The 21,726-nt window shown below is 50.1% G+C and carries 14 protein-coding genes; 7 read left to right on the top strand and 7 right to left on the bottom strand.

From position 1 onward, the window contains the following. Positions 1-217: 217 nt before the first annotated feature. Both ychF and JFN88_RS08665 read right to left on the bottom strand, forming a co-directional pair. Positions 218-1,318: a redox-regulated ATPase YchF gene (gene ychF, locus JFN88_RS08670; RefSeq protein ID WP_199018930.1), complete on the bottom strand. Its 1,101-nt coding sequence runs from the start codon at positions 1,316-1,318 to the stop codon at positions 218-220. 461 nt (positions 1,319-1,779) lie between these two features. Next, positions 1,780-2,454 (bottom strand): hypothetical protein, encoded by a 675-nt coding sequence (locus JFN88_RS08665; RefSeq protein WP_199018929.1) that lies wholly within the window; start codon positions 2,452-2,454, stop codon positions 1,780-1,782. A 1,045-nt stretch (positions 2,455-3,499) separates the two neighbouring features. On the opposite strand from JFN88_RS08665, the gene JFN88_RS08660 reads away from it, so the two are divergent. Continuing rightward, entirely contained in the window at positions 3,500-3,646 is a 147-nt protein-coding gene (locus tag JFN88_RS08660; RefSeq protein ID WP_199018928.1) for a hypothetical protein, read from the top strand. Positions 3,647-3,871: 225 nt separating this feature from the next. On the opposite strand, the gene JFN88_RS08655 is transcribed toward JFN88_RS08660, so the two are convergent. Together JFN88_RS08655 and JFN88_RS08650 are read right to left on the bottom strand one after the other, a co-directional pair. Next, positions 3,872-6,238 carry an S-layer homology domain-containing protein gene (locus JFN88_RS08655; RefSeq protein WP_199018927.1) on the bottom strand — a complete coding sequence of 789 codons (2,367 nt, stop codon included), beginning with the start codon at positions 6,236-6,238 and terminating at the stop codon, positions 3,872-3,874. 105 nt (positions 6,239-6,343) lie between these two features. Continuing rightward, positions 6,344-7,114 carry a class I SAM-dependent methyltransferase gene (locus JFN88_RS08650; RefSeq protein WP_199018926.1) on the bottom strand — a complete coding sequence of 257 codons (771 nt, stop codon included), beginning with the start codon at positions 7,112-7,114 and terminating at the stop codon, positions 6,344-6,346. Positions 7,115-7,516: 402 nt separating this feature from the next. Here JFN88_RS08650 and JFN88_RS08645 point away from each other — a divergent pair, with 402 nt between their 5' ends. The 5 genes from JFN88_RS08645 (at position 7,517) to JFN88_RS08625 (ending at position 12,550) form a co-directional block, all read left to right on the top strand. Beyond that, positions 7,517-9,157 (top strand): ABC transporter substrate-binding protein, encoded by a 1,641-nt coding sequence (locus JFN88_RS08645; RefSeq protein ID WP_199018925.1) that lies wholly within the window; start codon positions 7,517-7,519, stop codon positions 9,155-9,157. A gap of 1 nt (position 9,158) precedes the next feature. Continuing rightward, the gene (locus tag JFN88_RS08640) at positions 9,159-10,106 is read left to right on the top strand and encodes an ABC transporter permease (RefSeq protein ID WP_199018924.1); all 948 of its coding nucleotides are present in this window, start codon (positions 9,159-9,161) and stop codon (positions 10,104-10,106) included. Then, positions 10,094-10,915 (top strand): ABC transporter permease, encoded by an 822-nt coding sequence (locus tag JFN88_RS08635; protein ID WP_199018923.1) that lies wholly within the window; start codon positions 10,094-10,096, stop codon positions 10,913-10,915. The genes JFN88_RS08640 and JFN88_RS08635 overlap by 13 nt, the downstream gene beginning before the upstream one ends. 13 nt (positions 10,916-10,928) lie before the next feature. After that, positions 10,929-11,723, top strand: coding sequence for an ABC transporter ATP-binding protein (locus JFN88_RS08630; protein WP_199018922.1), 795 nt, complete (start codon positions 10,929-10,931; stop codon positions 11,721-11,723). 65 nt (positions 11,724-11,788) lie between these two features. Then, positions 11,789-12,550 carry an ABC transporter ATP-binding protein gene (locus JFN88_RS08625; RefSeq protein ID WP_199018921.1) on the top strand — a complete coding sequence of 254 codons (762 nt, stop codon included), beginning with the start codon at positions 11,789-11,791 and terminating at the stop codon, positions 12,548-12,550. Positions 12,551-12,752: 202 nt separating this feature from the next. Here JFN88_RS08625 and JFN88_RS08620 read toward each other — a convergent pair whose 3' ends face one another. From JFN88_RS08620 to JFN88_RS08610, 3 genes are all read right to left on the bottom strand, one after another. After that, positions 12,753-19,463: an S-layer homology domain-containing protein gene (locus JFN88_RS08620; protein ID WP_199018920.1), complete on the bottom strand. Its 6,711-nt coding sequence runs from the start codon at positions 19,461-19,463 to the stop codon at positions 12,753-12,755. Positions 19,464-19,769: 306 nt separating this feature from the next. Beyond that, positions 19,770-20,081, bottom strand: a complete 312-nt coding sequence (gene trxA / locus JFN88_RS08615; RefSeq protein WP_199018919.1) for a thioredoxin — start codon at positions 20,079-20,081, stop codon at positions 19,770-19,772. A gap of 54 nt (positions 20,082-20,135) precedes the next feature. Beyond that, positions 20,136-20,561, bottom strand: coding sequence for an Rrf2 family transcriptional regulator (locus JFN88_RS08610; protein ID WP_199018918.1), 426 nt, complete (start codon positions 20,559-20,561; stop codon positions 20,136-20,138). 425 nt (positions 20,562-20,986) lie between these two features. On the opposite strand from JFN88_RS08610, the gene JFN88_RS08605 reads away from it, so the two are divergent. Beyond that, on the top strand, positions 20,987-21,517 hold the full coding sequence (locus JFN88_RS08605; protein ID WP_199018917.1) for a superoxide dismutase family protein: 531 nt from the start codon (positions 20,987-20,989) through the stop codon (positions 21,515-21,517). Positions 21,518-21,726 lie beyond the last annotated feature (209 nt).

Below are 21,726 nucleotides of genomic sequence, written 5' to 3'. Positions count from 1 at the left end.
GCCTAAGATCAGCCTATAATCCCATATGGGCGAATTGATCGCAGCAGATACAGTTTTGCGTTCATTAACAATTTCGACAGGGATATTCATTCGTATAATCAAGAGTTGCTATTTGAAGACAAAAACCCCCGTCGGCCTGGAGGGAAGATAGAAGCATATTGCTTGTTTCTATCTTCCCGACCCGCCACAGGAGCCATAGTCTTCGGGGGATTTGTTTTTATACATTAAACCGGAAATGCATAACATCTCCGTCCTGCACGACATATTCTTTTCCTTCCAGGCGAAGCTGGCCTTTCTCTTTCGCAGCATTCATGGAGCCAGCCGCCACCAAATCTTCATAGGAGACAACTTCGGCACGGATAAAGCCGCGCTCGAAATCGGTATGAATAACGCCCGCTGCCTGGGGAGCCTTCATTCCCTTGCGAATCGTCCAGGCGCGCACTTCTTGAACACCAGCCGTAAAGTAGGTGTACAAGCCGAGCAGCTTGTATGCCGCGCGGATCAGACGGTTCAAGCCGGATTCATCCAGACCCAGCTCCTCCAGGAACATCTCCTTGTCTTCTCCCTCCAGCTCGGCAATCTCAGCTTCTACCTTGGCGCTAATCGGAACGACCTCGGCATTTTCATCTGCGGCAAACTCTCTTACGATCTTCACGTAAGGGTTGCTGTCCGCATCGGCAACCTCGTTCTCGCTGACGTTGGCCGCATACAATACAGGCTTCATCGTCAACAGGTGCAGTTCCCGAATAAGCAGCCGCTCATCATCGCTCAGATCCACACTGCGTGCTGGCTTGTCAGCATACAGCGCTTCTTTGACGCGCTCCAGCACTTCTACCTCTTGCGCGTATTTTTTGTCGCCGCTCTTCATATTTTTTCTGGAACGGTCGATTCGCTTCTCCACCGATTCAAGGTCCGCAAGCACCAGCTCCAGATTGATGGTCTGAATGTCGCTCAACGGGTCTACTTTACCGGATACGTGTGTAATATTGTCATCCTGGAAACAGCGAACCACGTGAACAATCGCATCCACTTCACGGATATTGGCAAGAAACTTGTTGCCTAGGCCTTCGCCTTTGCTGGCTCCTTTTACAATCCCTGCAATATCGATGAATTCAAAAGCAGTTGGAACAGTCTTGTTCGGCGTGACCATCTCGGTCAGCTTGTCCAGACGCAGGTCGGGAACTTCAACCACGCCGACGTTCGGATCAATCGTACAGAACGGGTAGTTGGCAGATTCTGCACCTGCTTGTGTTATCGCATTAAATAAAGTCGATTTCCCTACGTTCGGGAGACCGACGATTCCGCAAGAGAGTGGCATAAAACATACATCCCCTTATCATAAGCATAGTCTTTTGCCATTATACCTGATGCACCCAGCCAAAGGAAGCCCTTCTCTTACACAGGACAAGCTCCATTGCCTGAGCAGACTAATTTTCGGTCGATTAAAACCTGAGCTTATAGGGATAATCGGTACCGCTCATCTGAATCTTCCCTGCACCTATCTGTCGGAACTGCTCAATCTGCCGCCCAGGTGCTGTCTAGAAACCCGAAAGTGTTTCCTCAATGCCGCCTTTGTCCGTTACCGAAAGACGTATCTAACTTCTCAGAGAGCTATAAAGAACCAAAAGTAACCTAATCCTAATCCAGTCTACACATTCATTATCTTTGAATATATTTGTACACCCGCTGTTACTGCTACATCCCTTTTCGGCGTAATCCCGTTGTACAAGGTCTGTTTGTGGAATTATTAACAATTTGCTTACCTACGTGTATCGGAGCTTAATCATTGAATGAAACACTCCCCTCTACAAACTCAATTGCATCTTTAATTTCAAGAGTACTTAAAATCGCAGATCTATTTTTTTCTGAATCTTCTTTTAAATACACAATTACTTTGTTTCTCTTAGCATCTATGCCAACCATACTTACTGTCGCTAAATCAGAAAGGTATGTGAAACTCTCAGACAGTTCTTTATTTATTCCTTCTAGTTGAGCAAGCGTATAATCCACTTCATTTACAATCAAGTTTATTCCATTACCACCCTTTTTCTCCAAGCTTTTTATCTCTTTGTCAGATGGATCAGTAACGTTAATAATAATAGATTCTTCATCTATAGTAATTCCACCATTAATAGATGGTTTTCCTTCTAGTATTCCTTGAATACTCTCAAGTTCCTCATCAAATGATATTTTTTTTGCCAAGAGAAGCTCCTCTGCTGGTAACAACGGAAATCCTAAAGTTTCTTCTTGCTTAGTATCAATTAATTCACTTTCAAATATTCGAGCTACTTCGTCGTAGTTACTATTTAATCCCAATAGACTTCTAGTTTTAATCGCCTTTTGGACTAATTGATCTCGTTTTATTTCCTCATTACCTGTAGATGAAACATGAGCAGTAGTTAAAGGAAGAGAAAGTAAAACCGGAACCAGTATTGCTGTTAACATTTTTTTCAAATGCAAACCCTCCAATTAAATTAAGTATAGATTTTTCCCTTATAATATAATTTTTAGTTGTAATTACCTTTCCATTTAAATGTCCATGCCATTTATAATTTTAGACCTCAGATGAAATACGTTGTATCTTTAAGGAAGGCGGAGACCATCACTATGAATTTACATACTATTTATGTAAAGAGTAAATTGTTAACTGAAGTATACTTCTTTTGTAAACTCACTATGGTTATTACAACAAGAATTTGAATCGAGTTTAGTCAGTTACAACTCGCAAGCGCCGGATATTACACTATCCAGTGTTAATATAATTGTAACAAGTCATCAATTTTTTCAATTCTATATAATATACACTTTATCCCAATAAAAGTTTCTTTTTTTAGAAAATTTGAAAGAAACATGTACTTTCAGGTGAATCGCCCTTCTGCCAGAATAGTTGTCGTACCTACTTAATGAATGGATAGTGAGAAAAACGAGAACGAGGTGGACGAGGATGAATCCGGTTAATTAAAGAACTCAGAGAGAGCATTGTAAAGCGAATGCTGCCTCCAAATAACGAATGGGGCAGTCAGACGGAAAAGAAAGTGCGCTATCGGAAACGACGCTATACAAGTGGAAAAAGGCAGCGATGGCGCAGACACAACGATTACGAATGGCGATCTGTCCGAGCGATTGTTACAAGTCCCGCCAACAGAACAGCGACACTTTCCTGCGGAGTGCAGAAGCCCCGCCTATACCTTTATATTTGTGTACCAACATTGGCCCCCTAGTGAATTTCCGTTCGATTTCCCCCATCATTATCCCCAAGGTGCCCACAAAATAACAACATATATCCACAAACTTATCCACAATATCCACTGTTTATCCACATTAATTCCATTCAGACTGGGGACAAAACAAAAATTGTGCAATTATTCCGCCAAATCCTTTCAAGGCGAACGTCTTGCTTCTTCAGCAGCCTTTCGCGTTATCTCCAGCTTTTCAGCAGTAAAACGTATAGCGTGCCGGATATTGAAAAATAATAACGTTTCGAGGGAGGTGAACGATTGTGGAAAATAAATCACATGCCAATAACTACAAAGGAACAACACATATGAAGGCAAAAAATCAGGATATGGCGTTCGTCAACGACAATGTGGAGCAGGCCAAATCTGTGACACCGTTCTCGGAACAGAAGAAAAAGAAAAGCGATTAGTATCGTTTCAGACTACCCATGACGACGGTTAAAAGACAAAAGACTCCCTCGCCAACCAATCTGGCAACAGGGAGTCATTGTACTTATTCAGACGTTGCTCTTCAGTTATCATTTTAAAAATGGCGCCTGCCGATATGCAATAGCATGTTTGGCAGGCGCCATTTCTATAAGTCTGGTTTTAACAAGTGGAGACGATATCGCCGCCTTAGATGAAGCAAGCCTCGTTTAGTCGCGCAGCGGCGCTTCCTTCAAATCCGCTCTCGCCTGAAGGAAGCGGAAGAACGCTGTTGCGGCTTCAGCACGGCTAACCTGACCTTGCGGCTTGAAGTTGCCTTTGCTGTCCGCCGACATGATGCCAAGTCCGGCTACAATCGCCGCCTGGCCTTTTTTCTTCAGTTTGGCTGCATCCGAGAAGTTAATCTTGAACAGATTCTCATGGTCGGCCAGCGTATTGTAGCCCAGCGCACGAACAATCAACTCAGCCATCTCTTCACGGTCAACCTTGCCTTCCGGATTGAATGAGCCGTCCCCACGGTCAATCAGATTATTAGCCAGCGCATCCTCAACGTAGAGGAAATAGGAGGAGTCTGTGCTAACATCACTGAAAGAAGCCTTCTCTGCAGCGAGGTAAGGACGATAACCGCCCCCGCCGTTCATGGACAGCACGAGCATTTTGATCAGTTCACCGCGCGTAATAATTTGGTTCGGGCGTACTTTGCCATCTTCAAGATCAAGCGCCTTGTAGGAGACCATCAACTCCAGCTCTCTGGCCGCCCAGTGACCATCGATATCCGTCGCTTTTTTCTGCTCCAGATCCGTCACATCCCCCGAGCTTTGGGAGCGCCATTTGCCGGTCACCGCATCCAGGAAGACCTGTTCATCCGTCGCCTTCGGCACCATCCGGTATATCAGCTTCGCCTCGCCAGTTCCTTTGCCATCACCTTGGGACGGCGAAATCTCGCCCGCAGCAATCATCAACCTCTTTTTCTCATCGGAGATGCCAATATCCTGGTTATCGCCAATCAGCGCATACGTAAGCTCGACCTTGTAAAAGTCGTCAAACGCGCGCAGCACTTCATTTTGACTAATCACAGCAGGCAGCTTCGACGGATAATTATAATCCAGCAATTCATAATAGTAGTTGCGGACTTCACCCGTATTCGCATCAATATTGACATAGACCCGGTCATAGCTGGCAACGGCTCCGTTAATTTGATGTTCAAAGGAAAAACTATAATCGCCAATTTCGGATGGCTTCTTGCTATCATAGTAGGACAAATCCTGTTGTTCCTGCAAGTACAGCTCATGCGCATAGCCCGGAAGTTGTTTTTTCACCAGCTCCAGCGCTGTTTTTTTGGCTTCTGCATAGGTTACGCCCTTTGTATCAATTGACTTGTCATTGTTATTCCACTGATAATAGCTGCGGATTTCACCTGTTTGGGCGTTCACCTCAGCCTGGATGCTGTACAAGGTCTTCTTATCCTTCTCCAGACTCCAGCCAATGTTCCAGGTAGAATACGTCTTGCCTGTTACTTCGTCCTTATATTCCGAATAACTGCTATCGGTCACCTTGGCGGCTTCAGCAATCGCAAATGCATCGCGTACCCGCTTCTCGGCCTGCTCGGAAGTCAGCGCTTTGCCTGCAACCGGCTTGGAGCCGAGCGGCTTGTCACTGACAGGCTCTGTCGTGTTGCGTTTGTAAGGAAGCCCTCCATCCACGACGGATTTACCGGTTACAGCATCAATTGTCAATGCAGGCAGGCTGTAAGCCAGTGACGGCTGACGGTCTTTCGCGTTCTTGGCATTGTAAGGAATCGTATAGCTGAGGTGAGGCTTTGCTTCCTCATGGAACCGTTTGACCGCTTCCTCCAGCGTGAGTCCCGGAACAACCTTCTGGAATTTGATTGTCGGGTCCCAATTTACCGAATAATTCAGTACATGGCCCTCTCCATCTACCGTCAATTGGATGTAATTGTCCTTGAACGGCTGTCCGTCTACCGTGCGGTTATAGCGGAAGTCATAGTAAACCTCCCCGCTGAGCGGTTGGCGAGAATTTGTGCCGAGGTCGTTGTCAAACTTGATGTCTTTTCGGTATTTGGCGCCTACATCTTGGATGAAGGAGTCTGCCACTTCCTGTGCCTTATCCCGGTTGAATTTCGGCGGATAGGACGGCTTGCGGCTCGGGTCGTTCAGGCTGGCGTTATAGCTGACCAGTTCCCCGGTATCGGAGTTGATCGTAGTACTGATATTGCCGATTGTCTTGTTATTCTTCTTCAGCGTATAGTACAAGGACCAGTTGCTCTGCTTGCCTGCATACAGCGAATTGGACTGGTAGGAAGCATGCTGCAGCACATACTCTTTTGGAATTTTCAGGATGCTTCTGGACAGCTGATCTGCCTTGTCCTTGGAAATCTTGGCATTGATCGGACTCTCGCTCTGCTCCTGCCCTTGCGCCTCCTTACTGTCGCCACTTGCAGCAACAGCGGATGACCCTGCAGCTTTATCCGCGAATGCAGCCTGCGGAATCGTTCCTGTTAAAGCAATTACGGTTGCAAAAGCGATGAACAAACTTTTCTTTTTACCCCGGATCATAGACATCCTCCTGAATTGGAAATTGGATACTAGCTACCCTATTAACGAAGCCTGGCCGGGATAAGTTGCATGTGGAGGGAATTCACACTAAAATTTTTTTAGCGCTTACTTTACCGCTTTGATCGCAAACATCGGCCTGTGTCGATTCAATATCTGTTCTCCGGTCGAATAGAACGGCTGGTCAAATCCGCTGCGAACCTCCACCCTGTTGAATCCGATAGCAGTCAGCATTTCCACATCCCAGGAAGGGCGCTTCACATAACTGAGAGGAAGTGTCACATACAGCTCATTTCCTTCCGCAATCTCAGCCTCTTCACGGTACGGAATATATCCTTTGTCCACTGCCTCTTGATGGGCCTGTTGATAGAGCAGCGCCTCCTTGGGATCGGTCAGGTGCAAATTCCAGTTGGCATCAAAAATATGAACTTCCCCGTCCGGCTTCAGCATCTCGTACCAGCCTTTGTAAGCACCCGCCGGATTAGCCAAAAACCAGGTCACATTGCGGGAGATGACCAGATCGAACGGATCGGAACGGCGGTACTCCATCATATCGGCTTCAACAATGTTGATATCGCAGCCATATTTATCGGCATTATGCCTGGCCTTGGCAATCATCTCCGGTGAAGAGTCAATCGCCGTCACCCGATGTCCCATCCTGGATAGCAAAATGCCGAAGAAACATGGGCCTGTCCCGACATCCAGCACGCTTAACCGACTTTCGCTCTTCCGGCCAAGCTGCTCCCGGATCAGCTGCTCCCATTTGCCGTACGCGCCATCTGCAATTTCTTTATCAATAATGCTGTCGTATATGTCCGCGCCCTTGTCCCAGTAAGCCCGATAAACCTGGGTGGCTTGCCGCTTCGTCTGTTTCGTCATGTCCAAAAGCTCCTTTGCTCTCCTAAATCGGCGAACAAGCGCATCCACTCCCGCTCATTCACAGTCGTCAACATTCTACTATTCGTAATTATTACTGTCAATAGAGGGAGGGAACACTGCGTGGCAGAAGATTCTTCCGATCGCTGTTAAAGCCTGATTCCTTTATTTCATGGAGGTTTGCAGGGGGAATCGGGCTTAAAGGCGACTACTACGGTTTCTCCAGAATTCCTCTGCCCCTTCGCTGCTCGTTCCTCTCTGTCAAGTCCCGCACTAATTTTCAGGTTGAGTCTCAAATTTCAAAAAATAACTTGATTATTGTAATTATTACGATTAATAATAAGAGAGACGTTTTGATCGCTCATCAAACGCCGCTCGATTATGACATCAGGAGGAATCTTTCACATGTTCAGACTTTTTCGCAGTCATCTTATGCTCAGCTTTGCCTTGTTCTTTGCGTTGACCGCCTGCTCTTCGGCTCCATCGGCACCGTCAGGCGCTGCCGATACCGCATCCGCGGACAAGCCCGCCCAGCAGGAAGAACACAAAGCTTCCAGGCCAATTATCATCGCTACGACCCAGGATGCGCAAGGTGACCGCCTTGATGCAGCCAGCTACAACGGCTCCCGCCATGTTCACGCCTCTGTCTATGAGGCGCTCGTCGACTATCAGGGCGGCGGCAAGCTCGCCCCAAGCCTTGCCGAGAGCTGGGAAGCAACACCGGACGGCACCACTTATACCTTCCACTTGCGCAAAGGCGTTCAGTTCTCCGACGGGAGCGCTCTGACAGCCGGGGCAGTCAAATTCTCGCTGGAGCGGGCTGCCGCCAACAAAGACACGGCTCCGCTGGAGCTTGTCCGCAAGCTGCAAAGCATCGACACCCCGGATGACTATACGGTTATCATTCATTTCAAGGAAATGGCCAGCCAGATTCTGCTGGAGCTGAGCCAGGCTCGTCCGCTGCGGATTATGAGCCCGAATGCCGTTAGCCCTGCTGGCGCTGTAGACGGAGAATTCAAGCAGGCGATCGGCACCGGACCGTGGAAGATCACAAGCTACAAGAAAGATGTCGAGACTGTGCTTGCGCCGAACGAACATTACTGGCGGGAGAAGCCGTCCACACATAACCTTGTGCTGAAGGTCATTACCGATCCGCAGGCGCGCGTTCTTGCGCTACAAAATGGCGAAGCGGATATCGCAGGCGGCGAGCTAGGGAATATCCCGTTGGAAAACTTGCCGCTATTTGAGAACAACAAGGATTTCATAATTGAACAGCACCCGAGCACCATGTCCTACTTTATGGTAATCAATCAGCACCAGGAGTTTCTGGCTGATCGCAACGTCCGGCAAGCGATTAATCTGGGCAAGGATTCGAGTGTGTTGATGAATGGTCAGGGGGCTGAAGTGAAAGGGCTGTTCCAGCCGAGCGTCGCTTTTGTGACGGACAACAATCAGCCGTTCTACGGCTACCACCCGGATCAGGCCAAGCAGCTTCTGGAGAAATCCGGCTTTGTCTGGAACAACAACAAGCAGCTATATGAGAAAAACGGCAAGGAACTTGCCCTCAGGCTGGTGATTCAGACGGAGGAATACCCGGAATGGAAGGAAATGGCCGAGATTTTCCAGGATCAGATGAAGAAAATCGGTATTCGTATCGACATTTTGAATCAGGAGCGCGCCTCTTACTACAATACGCTGTGGGATACGAAGGAATATGATCTGCTGCTTTATCGGACCTACACCGATGCCCAGCTCCCGTATCGGTTCCTCTCTTCGCTGTTTTACGATACCAAGGAGACTCCTGCAGTCGCTTATCAGGACAAACAATTGACTGAATATCTGGATCAAATCGCCAATACGATATCGGAGCCGGAGCAGCAGGCAATCTTCGACAAGCTGTTCACCCGAATGCATGAAGAAGCGATGACCGTACCGATGTACTATACCCGCCAAACCTTCGTGCACAGCAGCAAGATTAAAGGCTTCACCTTCGCTTCCATTGAAGATGATCCTGTCAAATGGCATCTGCTTACTGCCGGAGAATAACATGCTGCGCTATGCCATAAGCCGGTTCTGGATGCTGTTGCTCTCGATGCTGCTGTTCACCTTGTTCGTGTTTGCGCTTATGCATATGGCCCCCGGCGACCCCGTCAGACTGCTGCTGAATGACTTCGGCGCAGCCCGCGATCAGAGCGTGGTTGCAGCCTATGAGCAGCAGTGGGGGCTGGATCAGTCTCTGCCTGCGCAATATTTGCTCTGGCTCACCGGACTGCTGCAGGGGAAGCTTGGAACCTCTTATTTGACGGGTCTGTCTGTCACCGGGGAGATTGCAAGCCGACTTGCGCCTACACTGACCTTGATCGCATCCTCCTATGCGGTTACCTTGCTCATCTCTATTCCGCTAGGCATCGGAACCGGGCTTCGCGAGCACTCTCGATTGGACCGGGTAACGTATGCCCTGTCGGTTCTGGGCTTGTCCATTCCGTTATATTGGCTTGCGATTATACTAATGCTGCTGTTTGGCGTCCTTTGGCCGCTGCTTCCGATCATCGGGAGCGGATCAGTCCGGCACTACGTACTGCCGGTACTGGCGATCAGCATCGTGCAGAGCTTCTATTTTATCCGAATGCTGCGCTCTTTCACGGTAGAGTACAAGCAAGCGCCCTACATCGAAGCAGCCCAGGCACGCGGACTGAAAAGTATCGTTTTGTACCCGTCTTATCTGTTTCGCTCCATGCTCGTCCCATTCATCACGCTTGTCGGCAGCAGCTTTCCCGCCTTCTTCGGGGCTGCTATTGTGATGGAAAATATATTCAGTTTTCCGGGAATCGGCAAATATATGCTCGACATGATTAATCGCCGTGATTTCCCAGTGATACAGGGCTGCTCCCTGATTGTTGCCGCCGCAATCTTCTTGCTGAACTATTTGACCGACTTGTGCTATTATGCCGTCGATCCCCGCATTCAACTGGAGAAACAGAGGTGGGAGAATTGAAGCTCCGATTCGCAACGAACACAACGGTAATGGCCGCCCTGTTGTTCATTGCAGCGTTGATTGTCTGCGGCCTCCTGGGCTCCTGGTTCCAGCCGTTCGATCCGTATGAGACGGACTACAGCGCCAAGCTTCGACCGCCCGGCGCGGCACACTGGTTCGGTACCGATTATCTCGGGCGCGATCTGTTCAGCCGGGTACTTGCAGGGATTGTTCATTCCGTCTTTCCCGTCTTTATTATTCTCGCAGTCGTATCGGTCATCAGCGTCGTTACAGGAATGATTAGCGGATACTACGGCAGCCGTCTCGATATGCTACTGATGAGCGCGACCGATATGTTCACCGCACTGCCGAATTTGCTGCTGACTATTGTCATCATCGGCTTTCTCGGCGTGGGGATGGAGAATGTTTATTTGGCGATTAGCTTATCATGGTGGGCCAAATATGTCCGCCTGATCAGAGGACTTGTGCATGATGTGAAAAAAGAACCGTTCGTTCTCGCTGCAAGGGTCAGCGGCTCTTACGGCCTTTCCACGATGATGAGACATATCCTGCCGAATATTATGCCGCAGGTGCTGACCATGATCATACTTGACGTAAGCCGGATTATTCTGACGCTCTCCGGCATGTCCTTCCTTGGTATCGGCGCCCAACCGCCGTCCCCGGAATGGGGAGCGATGCTGCTCGACGGCAAAAACTATATCCAGCTTGCACCGTGGCTCGGCTTCTTTCCCGGTCTGATGATTTTTCTGACGGCCTGCGCCTTCCAGATCTGCGGGGAGAAGCTGCGAAGCCGGTACAAGCTGAAATAAGGGGGATCTGTCGATGACCGTAATTTCTGAAGCGCATCAATTGTCCGTAGCGGATCGAAGCGGGCGCCTGCTCGTTGCGGGCAGCAGCTTCTCCCTGCGGGCGGGCAAGACGCTTGCGCTGATCGGGGAAAGCGGCAGCGGCAAGACTTTGACGGTCAAAGCGATGCTGGGCATACTGCCCTATGGCCTTGCCATGGGCGGGGAGCTTCTGTTCCGGGGCCGGAATACGGCCATGCTCAGCAAGCAGGAGTGGCGGCAGGTGCGGGGCAGGCAAATAAGCATCATTTTCCAGCATCCCGAGCAAGCGCTGCATCCGGCGATTCCTGTCGGGCGGCAGCTCGGTGATCTGCTGCGCAGCCATTTGCCGCTGACCCGACTGGAAGCGGAGAGACGCGCACAGGCGATGCTCGGCAAAGTCGAGCTGAAAGCTCCTGCGCTGGTCATGAAGCAATATCCTTCCGAGCTTAGCGGCGGCATGAACCAGCGCGTGATGATCGCAATGGCGCTCATCCTGGAGCCGCAGCTGCTGATCGCCGACGAAGCGACCAGCGCTCTGGACATGATAACCCAGGCTCAAATTGTCGATCTGCTGCGGGAACTGACTCGCGAAGCCGGGATGAGCATGCTGCTGGTCACGCATGATCTGCTCGTTGCCGGATATCTCGCTGACGAGGCAGCCGTCATGCAGCAGGGCCTCATCATCGAGCAAGGTCCTGCCTCTCAGATTCTCGGCAGTCCACAGCACGCTTATACGCAGCAGCTTGTCGAGGCAGCCAAACGCTCGCACCTTGCAGTGCGTTCCATGTGACTGTAACAACCCAACCAGTCTTAGTATTGGAGAAAGGAGGATGCCCGTTGCTGGAGGTTCGCCATGTGTACAAAACTATAGGCAGAAAGTTCATTCTTGAGGATATACGGCTTGAAGTTGAAGCCGGGCGCTCACTGGCCATTGTCGGGGAGAGCGGCAGCGGCAAATCGACGCTCGCCCGTATGATTATGGCTCTGGAGCGTCCAACCTCCGGTGAAGTGCTGCTCCAGGGCAGACCCGCGCCCGTTCGCAGAACCGCCGATTTCAAAAGCTGGTATCAGGAGATGCAATTCGTCTTTCAAAACAATGCCGCTTCTCTGAATCCGAGAATGACCATCGGGAGCTGTCTCGAGGAGCCGCTGCTGCATTTTACCTCCCTGGGCAAGTCCCGCAGACTCGAGCTTGTTCACAAATATGCAGAAATGACCGGAATCCCCTCGGCCTTGCTGGGTGCGCGGCCCGGCCAGATCAGCGGCGGCCAATACCAGCGGGCCTGCATTGCCCGGGCGCTCATAATAAGGCCCAAGCTGTTAGTATGCGACGAAATTGTCTCGAACCTGGACACCATTCACCAAACCAAAATTATCGATCTGCTGCAAACCCTTAAAGCCCGGAAACAGCTTACTCTCCTCTTCATTACCCATAATCTGTCACTCGTCCCCGGACTGTGTGACGAGGTCGCCGTTATGAAGGAGGGGAAGGTAATCGAACAGTTCGGCGCGTTTGATATGTACAGGAGCGGGCATCACCCCTATACCCAAAGCTTGCTTGATGCAGGCCGTCATTTCGGGGCAAGGTGGGAGCAGCTAGACAATCGCAGCCGTTAAAAGAAACACATATGCAAACGTATTGGGTTACCCCCTCGATCAAGCGTAAACGGCGTTGCCGTGCAAAATAGCGATTGAAAGGATTAAGCACAATAACAAAAGGATCGCCCTGAGCTGACCTATAATCAGCGGCTCAGGGCGATCCTGTTTGCATTTTGTATGTGCACACATCTATTATCGGGTAACTCTTATTACGAAATCTTTACTTGTTCAGCAGTTGCGCATATTGCAGCAAGCGGACGATAATCGTGGCAGCTTCCGCACGGCTCGCCCTATCAAGCGGCAAGAATTGGCCTTTGCTGTTGCCCTCCAAAATTCCAGCGGCGGCAGCTTGCCTCACCGACTCCACTGCCCATGTATGAACGTCCGATTCATCCTTGAAGATGGGCGCTTTGCTGATGGCCTGTGGGACATCTGCCCCGGCGTTTCTGGCAAAGGTTATCGCATTAGCGGCCATCACGGCCATTTGCTCACGAGTAATCGTGGCATTCGGACGGAAAGTACCGTCGGCATAACCTTTCAGCAGCCCAGCTTTCGCCGCGGCAGCAACACTGTCCGCATACCATGCAGGTGCCGGAACATCCTTAAAGTCAGAGGCTATTTTCTGGCTATCATTTTGCAATCCCAGCGCTCTTGTCAGCATCGCCGCGAACTCCGCACGCGTTACGGTCTGTGCCGGTGCAAAAATTGATTCGCTTACTCCGCTGACAATCTGTCTGGACGTAAGACGTTCAATATTTGCCTTCGCCCAATGACTTTCAATGTCCGGGAATGACTTTGGATTAGATGCCAGCACATAAATACTGTTGCCGGTGCTCAGAATGGCGGCAACCGTCTTGCCGTCTTTCGCCTGGAACAGGGCTGGCGCATAACGGAAGCTGCCCTTAACAGGATCAAAGATAAATGCGGCGGCTGTATGGACATCCAGTTCACCATCCGCTGTAATAATTCGTTTGACATAATGATGGCCAAAGCTGGTAATCGCCACCGTTTGACTGCCATCAGACACCGTAATGCCAAACTCTACGGGCAGACCTGCCAATCGAATTCCCGATGCCTCGGCTTTTGTCCTGATCGTATCTCTTGTTTGCTGATCAGCCGTCTTCACGGTAAAACTCCAGACCAGCTTGCTGTCCGTAGTCAGCTTTGTTTGCTTCAACAATTCAGGCACAAGCGCAAGCGGAAATTCATAGGTAGCCGTTCCCTGCTCAATTACAAGAATGCTTTCCGGGCTTGCTTTTGCAGCCGCCAGCAGTTCTTCAGCAGAGAACGTCAGTTGTCCGTCAGCCCCAAGCTCATTTGGCCCGAATACAATCCGCTTGGTGTTGCCAGCAGCCTGCTCTTTCAGCTTGGAATTCTGACTGGATTCAGATGAGGTATCTGAGACGTTGCCGCTAGGGTAGTATACCGCTCCGCCGCCTTCATTCTCTTCTTCCTCTTCCTCTTCCGGGTCCGAAATAAAGGTGACCGGTTCCTTCACTTCAACTGTAAAGACACGGCTGTCATCGCCATATTGGACGATCAACTCTGTTGCGCCCACATTCAAGGCTATTAGCTGATTATCTTCATCAAGGGCCACGATGTCTTCTTCATCCACTGTAAAGCTTGCGTCATCTGTCACATCTTCGCCGGATGGGCCAAGTACTCTCAAGGCTTGTTGCTCATCTGGAGCAAGCAGGAACGGTCCACGACTGCCGTCTTCCAGCTCAACTAGAAACGGCTTCGGACGGTTGGCAAAGCCTTCATTACGCTCCGTGAATGTCAGCCTGTCGTTATTATTGTTAATCGTAGCAATTTTCTCACCACGTACGATGATGTTATCTGCCAAGAGATTGCCTGCTACGTTGCTTGTGACATCTATACCGTTGGTGCCCATACCGTCCAGCACGATATTTTGCAAGGATACATGATTCAGATTGAACCCGAGGCCGTGGATGGTCAGGCCCGCATACGTGCTATCCAGCGCTACATTGTCCCGAAGAATAACCGGGCTGTTAATACTCTTCTCCCCTGCAAAAATCCAAATCGCCCCGAGGTTAATGCTGTAGGCCATATCTGCGCTTCCTGTACGCTGCAACGTGTTGCGCTCGACGATTGTCGTCCCGCCAAACTCAACCGGATTGAACCGTGTTGAGACCGCAATACCTGCTCCGTTCGTAATCGTGTCCGTTCCTATGTTATCCTGGAGCTTATTGCCGATCCCGCCAAAAATGACGAAGTTGTCTGCCAGCCATGGCAAGGCGACGGTATTGAACCTCGCTGTATTGTTGACGCTGGCAACTCCTTCCGCCGACCAGATGGCGATGCCGTCATCCCCCGGATAGCGGACTACGGATTGCTCCATCAAGCTGTTTTTCGTACCGACTGAGAAGTTGATGCCATCCGCCATTAAATTGCGCAGCCGCAGTCCAACCATATGCAAGCCATCGGTCATTTCCTCGCCGCCCCGGACTCTGGATAACCATAACCCGGTCTTGGAATGCTCCACCCATACGTTCTGAATGACAGACCCGGGACCAAATCCGCCGTAGAAGGCATGTGTCAGCGCTTCATCATCACGGACATTCAGGTCGCCGTCAATGAGCAAGTCATAGACGCCGATGTTCGCACCTTTTCCTATGAACTTGGCTCCAATCAGCTTGGTGTACCACATGCCCGCGCCGCGAATCGTGATGTTGTCCAGAATAATATTATCCTGATTCAGCACGAACTCCCCTCGCGGGAACCATACCCCTTTGCCCTGCTCCTTCGCAGCGGCAACAGCACGATCGAAAGCTTCTGTATCGTCCTGACCATCATTTGCAACAGCGCCAAAATCCGTCACAGACAGAAAGCCCTCCGGCTTCGCAAGCGGGCCGTCCACCTGCTCCAGATCCGCCAGATCAATAACGTAATAGTCCGCTTTATTATCGGAATTCTTCTGCAATCGAATCTTTGAGCCTGCCTTAATATCGCCAATCAGCGCATGAGTCTCCGCAAAGAATCGATGGGCATTGCCCTGCTTCGGATCTTTCGACCATGGGTAGCTGCCGTATGCCCACGCGTGCTTGGAGCTGAGCGACAGATTGCGCTTGAACACGCCATTCACATAGAGCGCAAGCGTCTCATTCCGTCCACTTCCGTCCTCGCTGTCCGGAATTACGTAGCGGAGCACAAGTGAATTAGCGGGCTTCGCAAGCTCGAACTCCACGTACTGGCCCACCTGCGCCAACTTTACCGCCTGACGCCCCGAAGCCTCGGAGGCAATCTCACGGTACTTGCGGGACGGACCGATCAGTTCACCGTTTGTCTTGCCGTGTTCAGCCTCATAGGTAATATAAGGCACTGTTGCTCCCCGATAATCGAGGCCCACACTGTTTTTTACGAGCAGGCCGTCTAGCCAGATGTCTCCTGTGTCCGCGGCATCCTTTTGCAGTGTGATGGTATTGATCCCTTTGCGAAGCCGGATTGCAATCCCCGCATCGGCCCAGCCCGGCTCGCCTTCCGCCGGATCGAAGGACTGCTGCTTCACTTTGAGACCATTGACATACAGGCTTAATGTCTTGCCAGCATCAGCTTCACTCCAATAACGAAGCTCCGTGTTGTAGCTTCTGGCTGACTGGGCATGGACCGTAAATGTGATCTTGTCGCCAGTTGCAGTGAAGCTGCCAACATAACCTTCACCACTATAATCATCATGCAAGGTGTCCAATGCAACTGTTCCGGAATAAAATGCCTTTTCGGCCTCATATCGCTGATTGGAAGCTACTGGAACAAGCTGCCAAAGTGACTGCTCGATTTGATCCGGCACACCGTATTTGACTTGACCCCTGTCCAGCAGCAGCGTTCCATTCTGTCCTGCTGCATGGAATAGTTGCTGGTAACCTGCGCGGTCTTCAATCGTCCACTGGGCTGCATCTTCCCCTCTGGCATCACCGGACACAGTAACGAGTCCCTCTTCGCTCCAGGCGATCAGATTACCGGAGGCCTTGTTCCTGAGCAGTCTGCGTCCATTATAATCCTGCAGCAGCCACTGCGAACTCTCTCTATTCTCCGAGACTTTACCGAGTTGCACCTTACCGTCGCTTTCATACAAATAATCTGTGCTCTTCTTCCCTTTGATCCTTACGTAGTTGTTCGCATTAAAGCTGGGAGTCGCGGTGTCATATGTCTTTTCCTCCCCCATCGCAGGCTTTTCGAATTGCTCCGGCGCCAGTTCGAAGACCCATTGTACGGTGCCTAATGATACCGGGTACAAGCCTCGTTCCGGATATCCGACACGATTTTCCACATGAATCAGCTCATCATTATACTTGCCGTTCAGGCTGCGGATGAAGTATTCAGCTCCGCCTGGCGTTCTTTCAACGGCCCACTGCGAAGCAGCGTTTGCGATATCCGCATCTTTCACCTCAAGGTAATCATAGTCGTGATTCATCGTGATATAACGGCCGCTCGCCCGGTTTTTCAACCGCTGCACGCCATCGCGATCCTCAATCAACCAGTGGCTGTAGCCGTTGTTCTCAGCTACCGAGCCATAGAGGACAATTCCTCCGTTGTTCTCATACAGAAATTCGCCGGTCGCTTTATTTTTAATGCGAATTGGTGCATTCGGGAGCGGCTCGGAGGGCAATACAACAGGCTCCACGATGAATTGCGCGCTGTCTGATTCCGCCACTAGCTTGCTGACCTTGGTAAAACCCTCTTCATCGGCATACAGCAGATGGCTGGCCCAGCCGCTTTTCAAAATCGTGAGCCCTTCTTCAACGCCTGGCTCCATCAGCCACTTTGCGCTGCCCCAGCATGGGCAGATATCGCCTTGCGCTATTATTTGCTGCGGCGGCGCATCTTGCTCGACATCTAGGCCCACATGCTCCATGGCGACATAATGACCGGTAACCAGATTTTTCAACCGTACAGATGTAGGTCCGTCCCCAGTTCTCTCCAGATACCACACCGAACGTTGATCCGTCTCCGGCAGCGCTTCATATTTTAATTTGCCAAGCTCATCGCCAGTTTCCGTTACTTCATAGAGGTAATTTCCGTTGGCCTTGTTCTTTAGTCTGACATTCGAAAGCACAGTATCCGTCACCAGTACAAACCGCCAGTGCGTGCTTCCCCATTTAGGGTTAATGACGCCGTACTCTGGATACTTGGTCAGATTTTCCAGATTGACGTATTTTTGCTGTTCAGGAACCTCATTGGCGTCCAGCACACTATGAATCAGCTTGGCCCCGTCAATATCCTCAATGACCCAAATCGCGCTTTTCCACTCATCGTCAACGTCAGACACACTGATTTTTCCTTCGGACACACGCTCCAGATTGATATAATGGCCCGTGGCCCGGTTCTGGATCCGCTTGCGTCCCTTGAAACGCTCGATCAGCCATTGCCCTTTATGATCATCTTCGGCCACATTGCCATACTTCAACTGCCCTGCCTCATCCTCATAGAGCACGAAAGCTTTCCATTCATTTTGAATGCGAAAATATTGCGGAGAGCCGTCGCCGCTTAAAACGGGATCTTCGAACAGCCATTGCGCCGCATCCTCCCCTGGGGGAATTGCCCCTGCCTGAGCAGCGCCAGTACTGTTCTGAATGTGCAAATACTCGCCTTGACCAGCCTGACTTTGGATCGTCTTATAATCATCGTAGAGCTTGGAGTTGATAATGGTCCATTGGTCCGCCGCCGTACTAACCTCAAGCTGCGCAACCCGCAGCGGGTCGGTGACGGGGCCTGCTCCTTCGCGCGTGATATAATGGCCGGTGGCCAAATTGCGCAGCCGCTGCTTGCCGTTAAAATTCTCAGTCACCCATTGATAGAAAGCCTTCTGTCCGGGATCAGTCGTTAGCGAACCATAGTTCACAACGCCTCCTGCTTCATGCAAATAGGCATTACTGACCTTTTCAGGCGTAAAATTCGCAATACGGTATGGCTGCACGTCCGGGGCTACCTCTACCCGCCATTGTGCATTGTCGCGTTCCGGCACAGACCAGTCGTTAGACCGTGCATGAATGTCATCATATTGGGTATTGAGGACATAAACCTTGGACTCTGACTGGTAAACATCTACATTCTGAATCGTGATGAAGTCCCCACTCTCGGTCGGGTTAATCGTCCACTCGCTTTTCGATGTATGATCCAAAGGTTTTGCTGTAATCGGTTCCCAGAATTCAACCTGGGTCACGTAGTTCCCAGTTGCGCGGTTTTTAAGACGGTAAGTGCCAGGTGTCGTGCCCGGCTCCAAAATCCAGTGCGAGTTGCGATTCAAAGCCGGAGTTTCGCCATAATCGACAGCGCCGCCTTCCCCCTCATACAGATATTGTCCTGCACGAAACTTGTTGGCCAGCCGTACCGGAGCGGCAGCCTCCACCGGCTCAAACGCCCATTGCGGGCTTTCGAAGGTGATATTAATATCATTGCTGACCTCGGCAAACCCAAGCTGATCCTCCTGGTGAATAACCAGGTTGGCGTTCTCTGGCACTGTCGCGCTCTTGATGACCACGAACCCCGCACGGTTGGACTCATGAATCGTCCATTGGTCCGCCAACGTGCTCGTTGTAATTTCCCGGCTCGTCAGCGGATCACGCCTTTTCTGAACATCAGCGATTGTGATGTAATGGCCGGTTGCCCGGTTTCGAATACGCTTGTTGCCCTGGTAATCTTCAATGAGCCATTGCGCAGACTTATCGTCATAGGCCGGAAAACCGTAGCGGACAACACCGCTTTCATCCTCGTATAAATAATTGCGTTTCCACTTGTTCTGAATTCTTACATAGCCGGACTCCAGCCCAGGGGCAACAGCCAGTTCCTGTGCCGCTTCTTGCTGCAATTCGCCCTCACCCTGCAGCAATGCCTCATTCGCATAGACAGGCGCTGCTGTAAGCGCGAGCAGCAATGCCAGCATAAATGCCAAAACAGACCTTGCACGTTTCATTGTACAGACCTCCTAGGATACGCAAGTGCAGTGCAACTGACACCGCAAGCACTCGCTTATGTAAATCGTTCACCTCTTTATCATAATTTGGTATCGCTTTCATAACGATGTGCATTTCTAAATAAAGTAGGTGTTATATTACGAAGGAGGTCAAGAGAGGAGAGTTATTGACTATACTCGACTTGAACGTACTGAAACAAACACAAACGATTCTGTATCTTGAAAAAACAAACCTCCTGCCAAGCAGCATCCCCTTTGCGGGGGAGCAGCTTTAAAGCAGGAGGTTCTTTATAGAAAATGTATGATTTACAGTTGGCCCAGGATTTTGCCTTTGAGCGCGTCTTTGCTTTGCAGACCAACCAGTTTGTCAACAGGCTGACCGTCTTTGAACACAATCAGGGTAGGAATGCTCATAACGCCAAATTGGGAAGCCAGTTCTGGCTCTTCATCCACGTTGATTTTGCCGATCGTAGCCTGGCCTTCCATTTCAGTTGCCAGTTCTTCTACGATTGGGAGCTGCATTTTGCAAGGTCCGCACCATGGAGCCCAGAAATCTACAACCGATACGCCGTTTTCAATGCTTTGATTAAAGTTATCTTTAGTCAATACTACTGCCATTATAATCATCCTCTCAAGGTAATATGAAGCTATGTTAAGGGATTACCCGTCACATCAACATTGCTCGCACTCATGAATCTGACCCAGTACTTCCTGAATCGTAATCCCGTTGAAATGGGCTTCAAGCTGACGCTCTGCCGTACAGAATATACGGTTCATAACCTCCTGCATGTTCGAACCTACAACACAATCCATGTCCGGGTCACCTGAACACCAGCTGGGACTGAGTGTGCCCTTCGCTATACAGCGATAGATGTCGCCGAGTGTAACCGTCAAAGGATCAGCTATTAGCTTATAGCCGCCGCGGGTTCCTTCACGGGTCTCGACATAGCCTTCGCGTCTTAAAAATCCCATCACTTTGCGAATTCGGGCAGGATGAGTCTGCACATTCTCTGCGATATATTCGCTGCGCGCCATCCTTTCTGGCAGATGGGCCAGCAGCACAAGACTATGGACGGCTATGGTAAATTCGCTGTTCATACATGGCACCCCGATTCATACTGTAATTTTATCAGTTACAGTTAAGGATGTCAATATCCTTGTTTATTTTGTGATTACGGGACAAAAGTATACACCATTATCCGCCGGAAGCGCCGCCTCTGGAATGTAATGAATGGTAGCCAAATCGAATTAAGCACCTATTTACTATTAACACCTCACAGGATTACAAAACATCATGACAATAAATGAAAACAGAATTATACATATTATGCAATTTTATGTGCATGCTAAGGATAATGCTTTTGATATATAAGGTGAAAAAAAATGTCGAGGCCTGCGTGTGAAAGGTTCTGAGGAATCCGGGAACAAAGGCGAGCGCTTCGCTTCTCCAGAATCCTCTCACACTCCGGCTCCGCCTTTCGTTTCATTCGTCCAAACTTGTATAGAATATCAGGAGGATACACATGAAAATAATAGCGATGCTCACCTGTTTGCTTTTTCTGACCTCGACGGTTGGAACCATATCTGCGAAAGTTGAAGCTTCCGAAGGTCCGCTGGTCGTCCCGATTATTAACAGCGAGGGCAAGAATATCGGTACAGCCAAGCTGACGCAGGAGGGAGACAAGGTTCACTTGCACCTTGAAGCCGAAAAACTGCCGCCAGGCAAGCACGGCATCCACTTCCACAATGTCGGCAAATGCGATACCCCGGATTTCAAAAGCGCCGGAGAGCACTTCAACCCGACAGGAAAGCAGCACGGCTTCAATAATCCGAAGGGCTTCCACAGCGGCGATCTGCCGAACATAGAGGTCAAGAAAGATGGAGAAGTAAATGTAGACATTTCCAGCTCCCATGTCACCTTACTTCGCGGCAAGCCCAACTCTTTGCTTAAAGAAGGCGGGACTGCGATTATCATTCACGAGAAAGAGGATGACTACGTAACCGATCCGTCCGGTAATTCCGGCAACCGGATTGCATGCGGCGTGGTGAAGTAAGAACTGAGAACAGTAAAAAAGTTGGACGGAAACCATGCTCCGCCCAACTTTTTTTATAGTAACACTTATGGGACATCCCCATCTGATGATGGTTTATTTTTTTACACCTGTCGTTTTTCCGCTCGACTGCTTTTTAGCAGCGTCCGGAATTTCAGAAGTTTTCAACACTTTTCCTTCTTGGGCATTCGCTTTAATGTCTTCCACATTCA

The sequence above is a fragment of the Paenibacillus roseus genome (assembly GCF_016424485.1).
Classification (GTDB): Bacteria; Bacillota; Bacilli; order Paenibacillales; family Paenibacillaceae; genus Paenibacillus_D; species Paenibacillus_D roseus.
The sequence above is the reverse complement of the archived record's forward strand: the minus strand, read 5'-3'. Positions and strand labels throughout refer to the sequence as shown.

What these genes read in the sequence shown, in the direction of transcription:
- ychF (WP_199018930.1), bottom strand. Translation starts at nt 1,318, where the DNA reads ATGCCACTCTCTTGCGGAATCGTCGGTCTCCCGAACGTAGGGAAATCG.
- JFN88_RS08655 (WP_199018927.1), bottom strand. Translation starts at nt 6,238, where the DNA reads ATGATCCGGGGTAAAAAGAAAAGTTTGTTCATCGCTTTTGCAACCGTA.
- JFN88_RS08650 (WP_199018926.1), bottom strand. Translation starts at nt 7,114, where the DNA reads ATGACGAAACAGACGAAGCGGCAAGCCACCCAGGTTTATCGGGCTTAC.
- JFN88_RS08645 (WP_199018925.1), top strand. Translation starts at nt 7,517, where the DNA reads ATGTTCAGACTTTTTCGCAGTCATCTTATGCTCAGCTTTGCCTTGTTC.
- JFN88_RS08640 (WP_199018924.1), top strand. Translation starts at nt 9,159, where the DNA reads ATGCTGCGCTATGCCATAAGCCGGTTCTGGATGCTGTTGCTCTCGATG.
- JFN88_RS08630 (WP_199018922.1), top strand. Translation starts at nt 10,929, where the DNA reads ATGACCGTAATTTCTGAAGCGCATCAATTGTCCGTAGCGGATCGAAGC.
- JFN88_RS08620 (WP_199018920.1), bottom strand. Translation starts at nt 19,463, where the DNA reads ATGAAACGTGCAAGGTCTGTTTTGGCATTTATGCTGGCATTGCTGCTC.
- trxA (WP_199018919.1), bottom strand. Translation starts at nt 20,081, where the DNA reads ATGGCAGTAGTATTGACTAAAGATAACTTTAATCAAAGCATTGAAAAC.
- JFN88_RS08610 (WP_199018918.1), bottom strand. Translation starts at nt 20,561, where the DNA reads ATGAACAGCGAATTTACCATAGCCGTCCATAGTCTTGTGCTGCTGGCC.
- JFN88_RS08605 (WP_199018917.1), top strand. Translation starts at nt 20,987, where the DNA reads ATGAAAATAATAGCGATGCTCACCTGTTTGCTTTTTCTGACCTCGACG.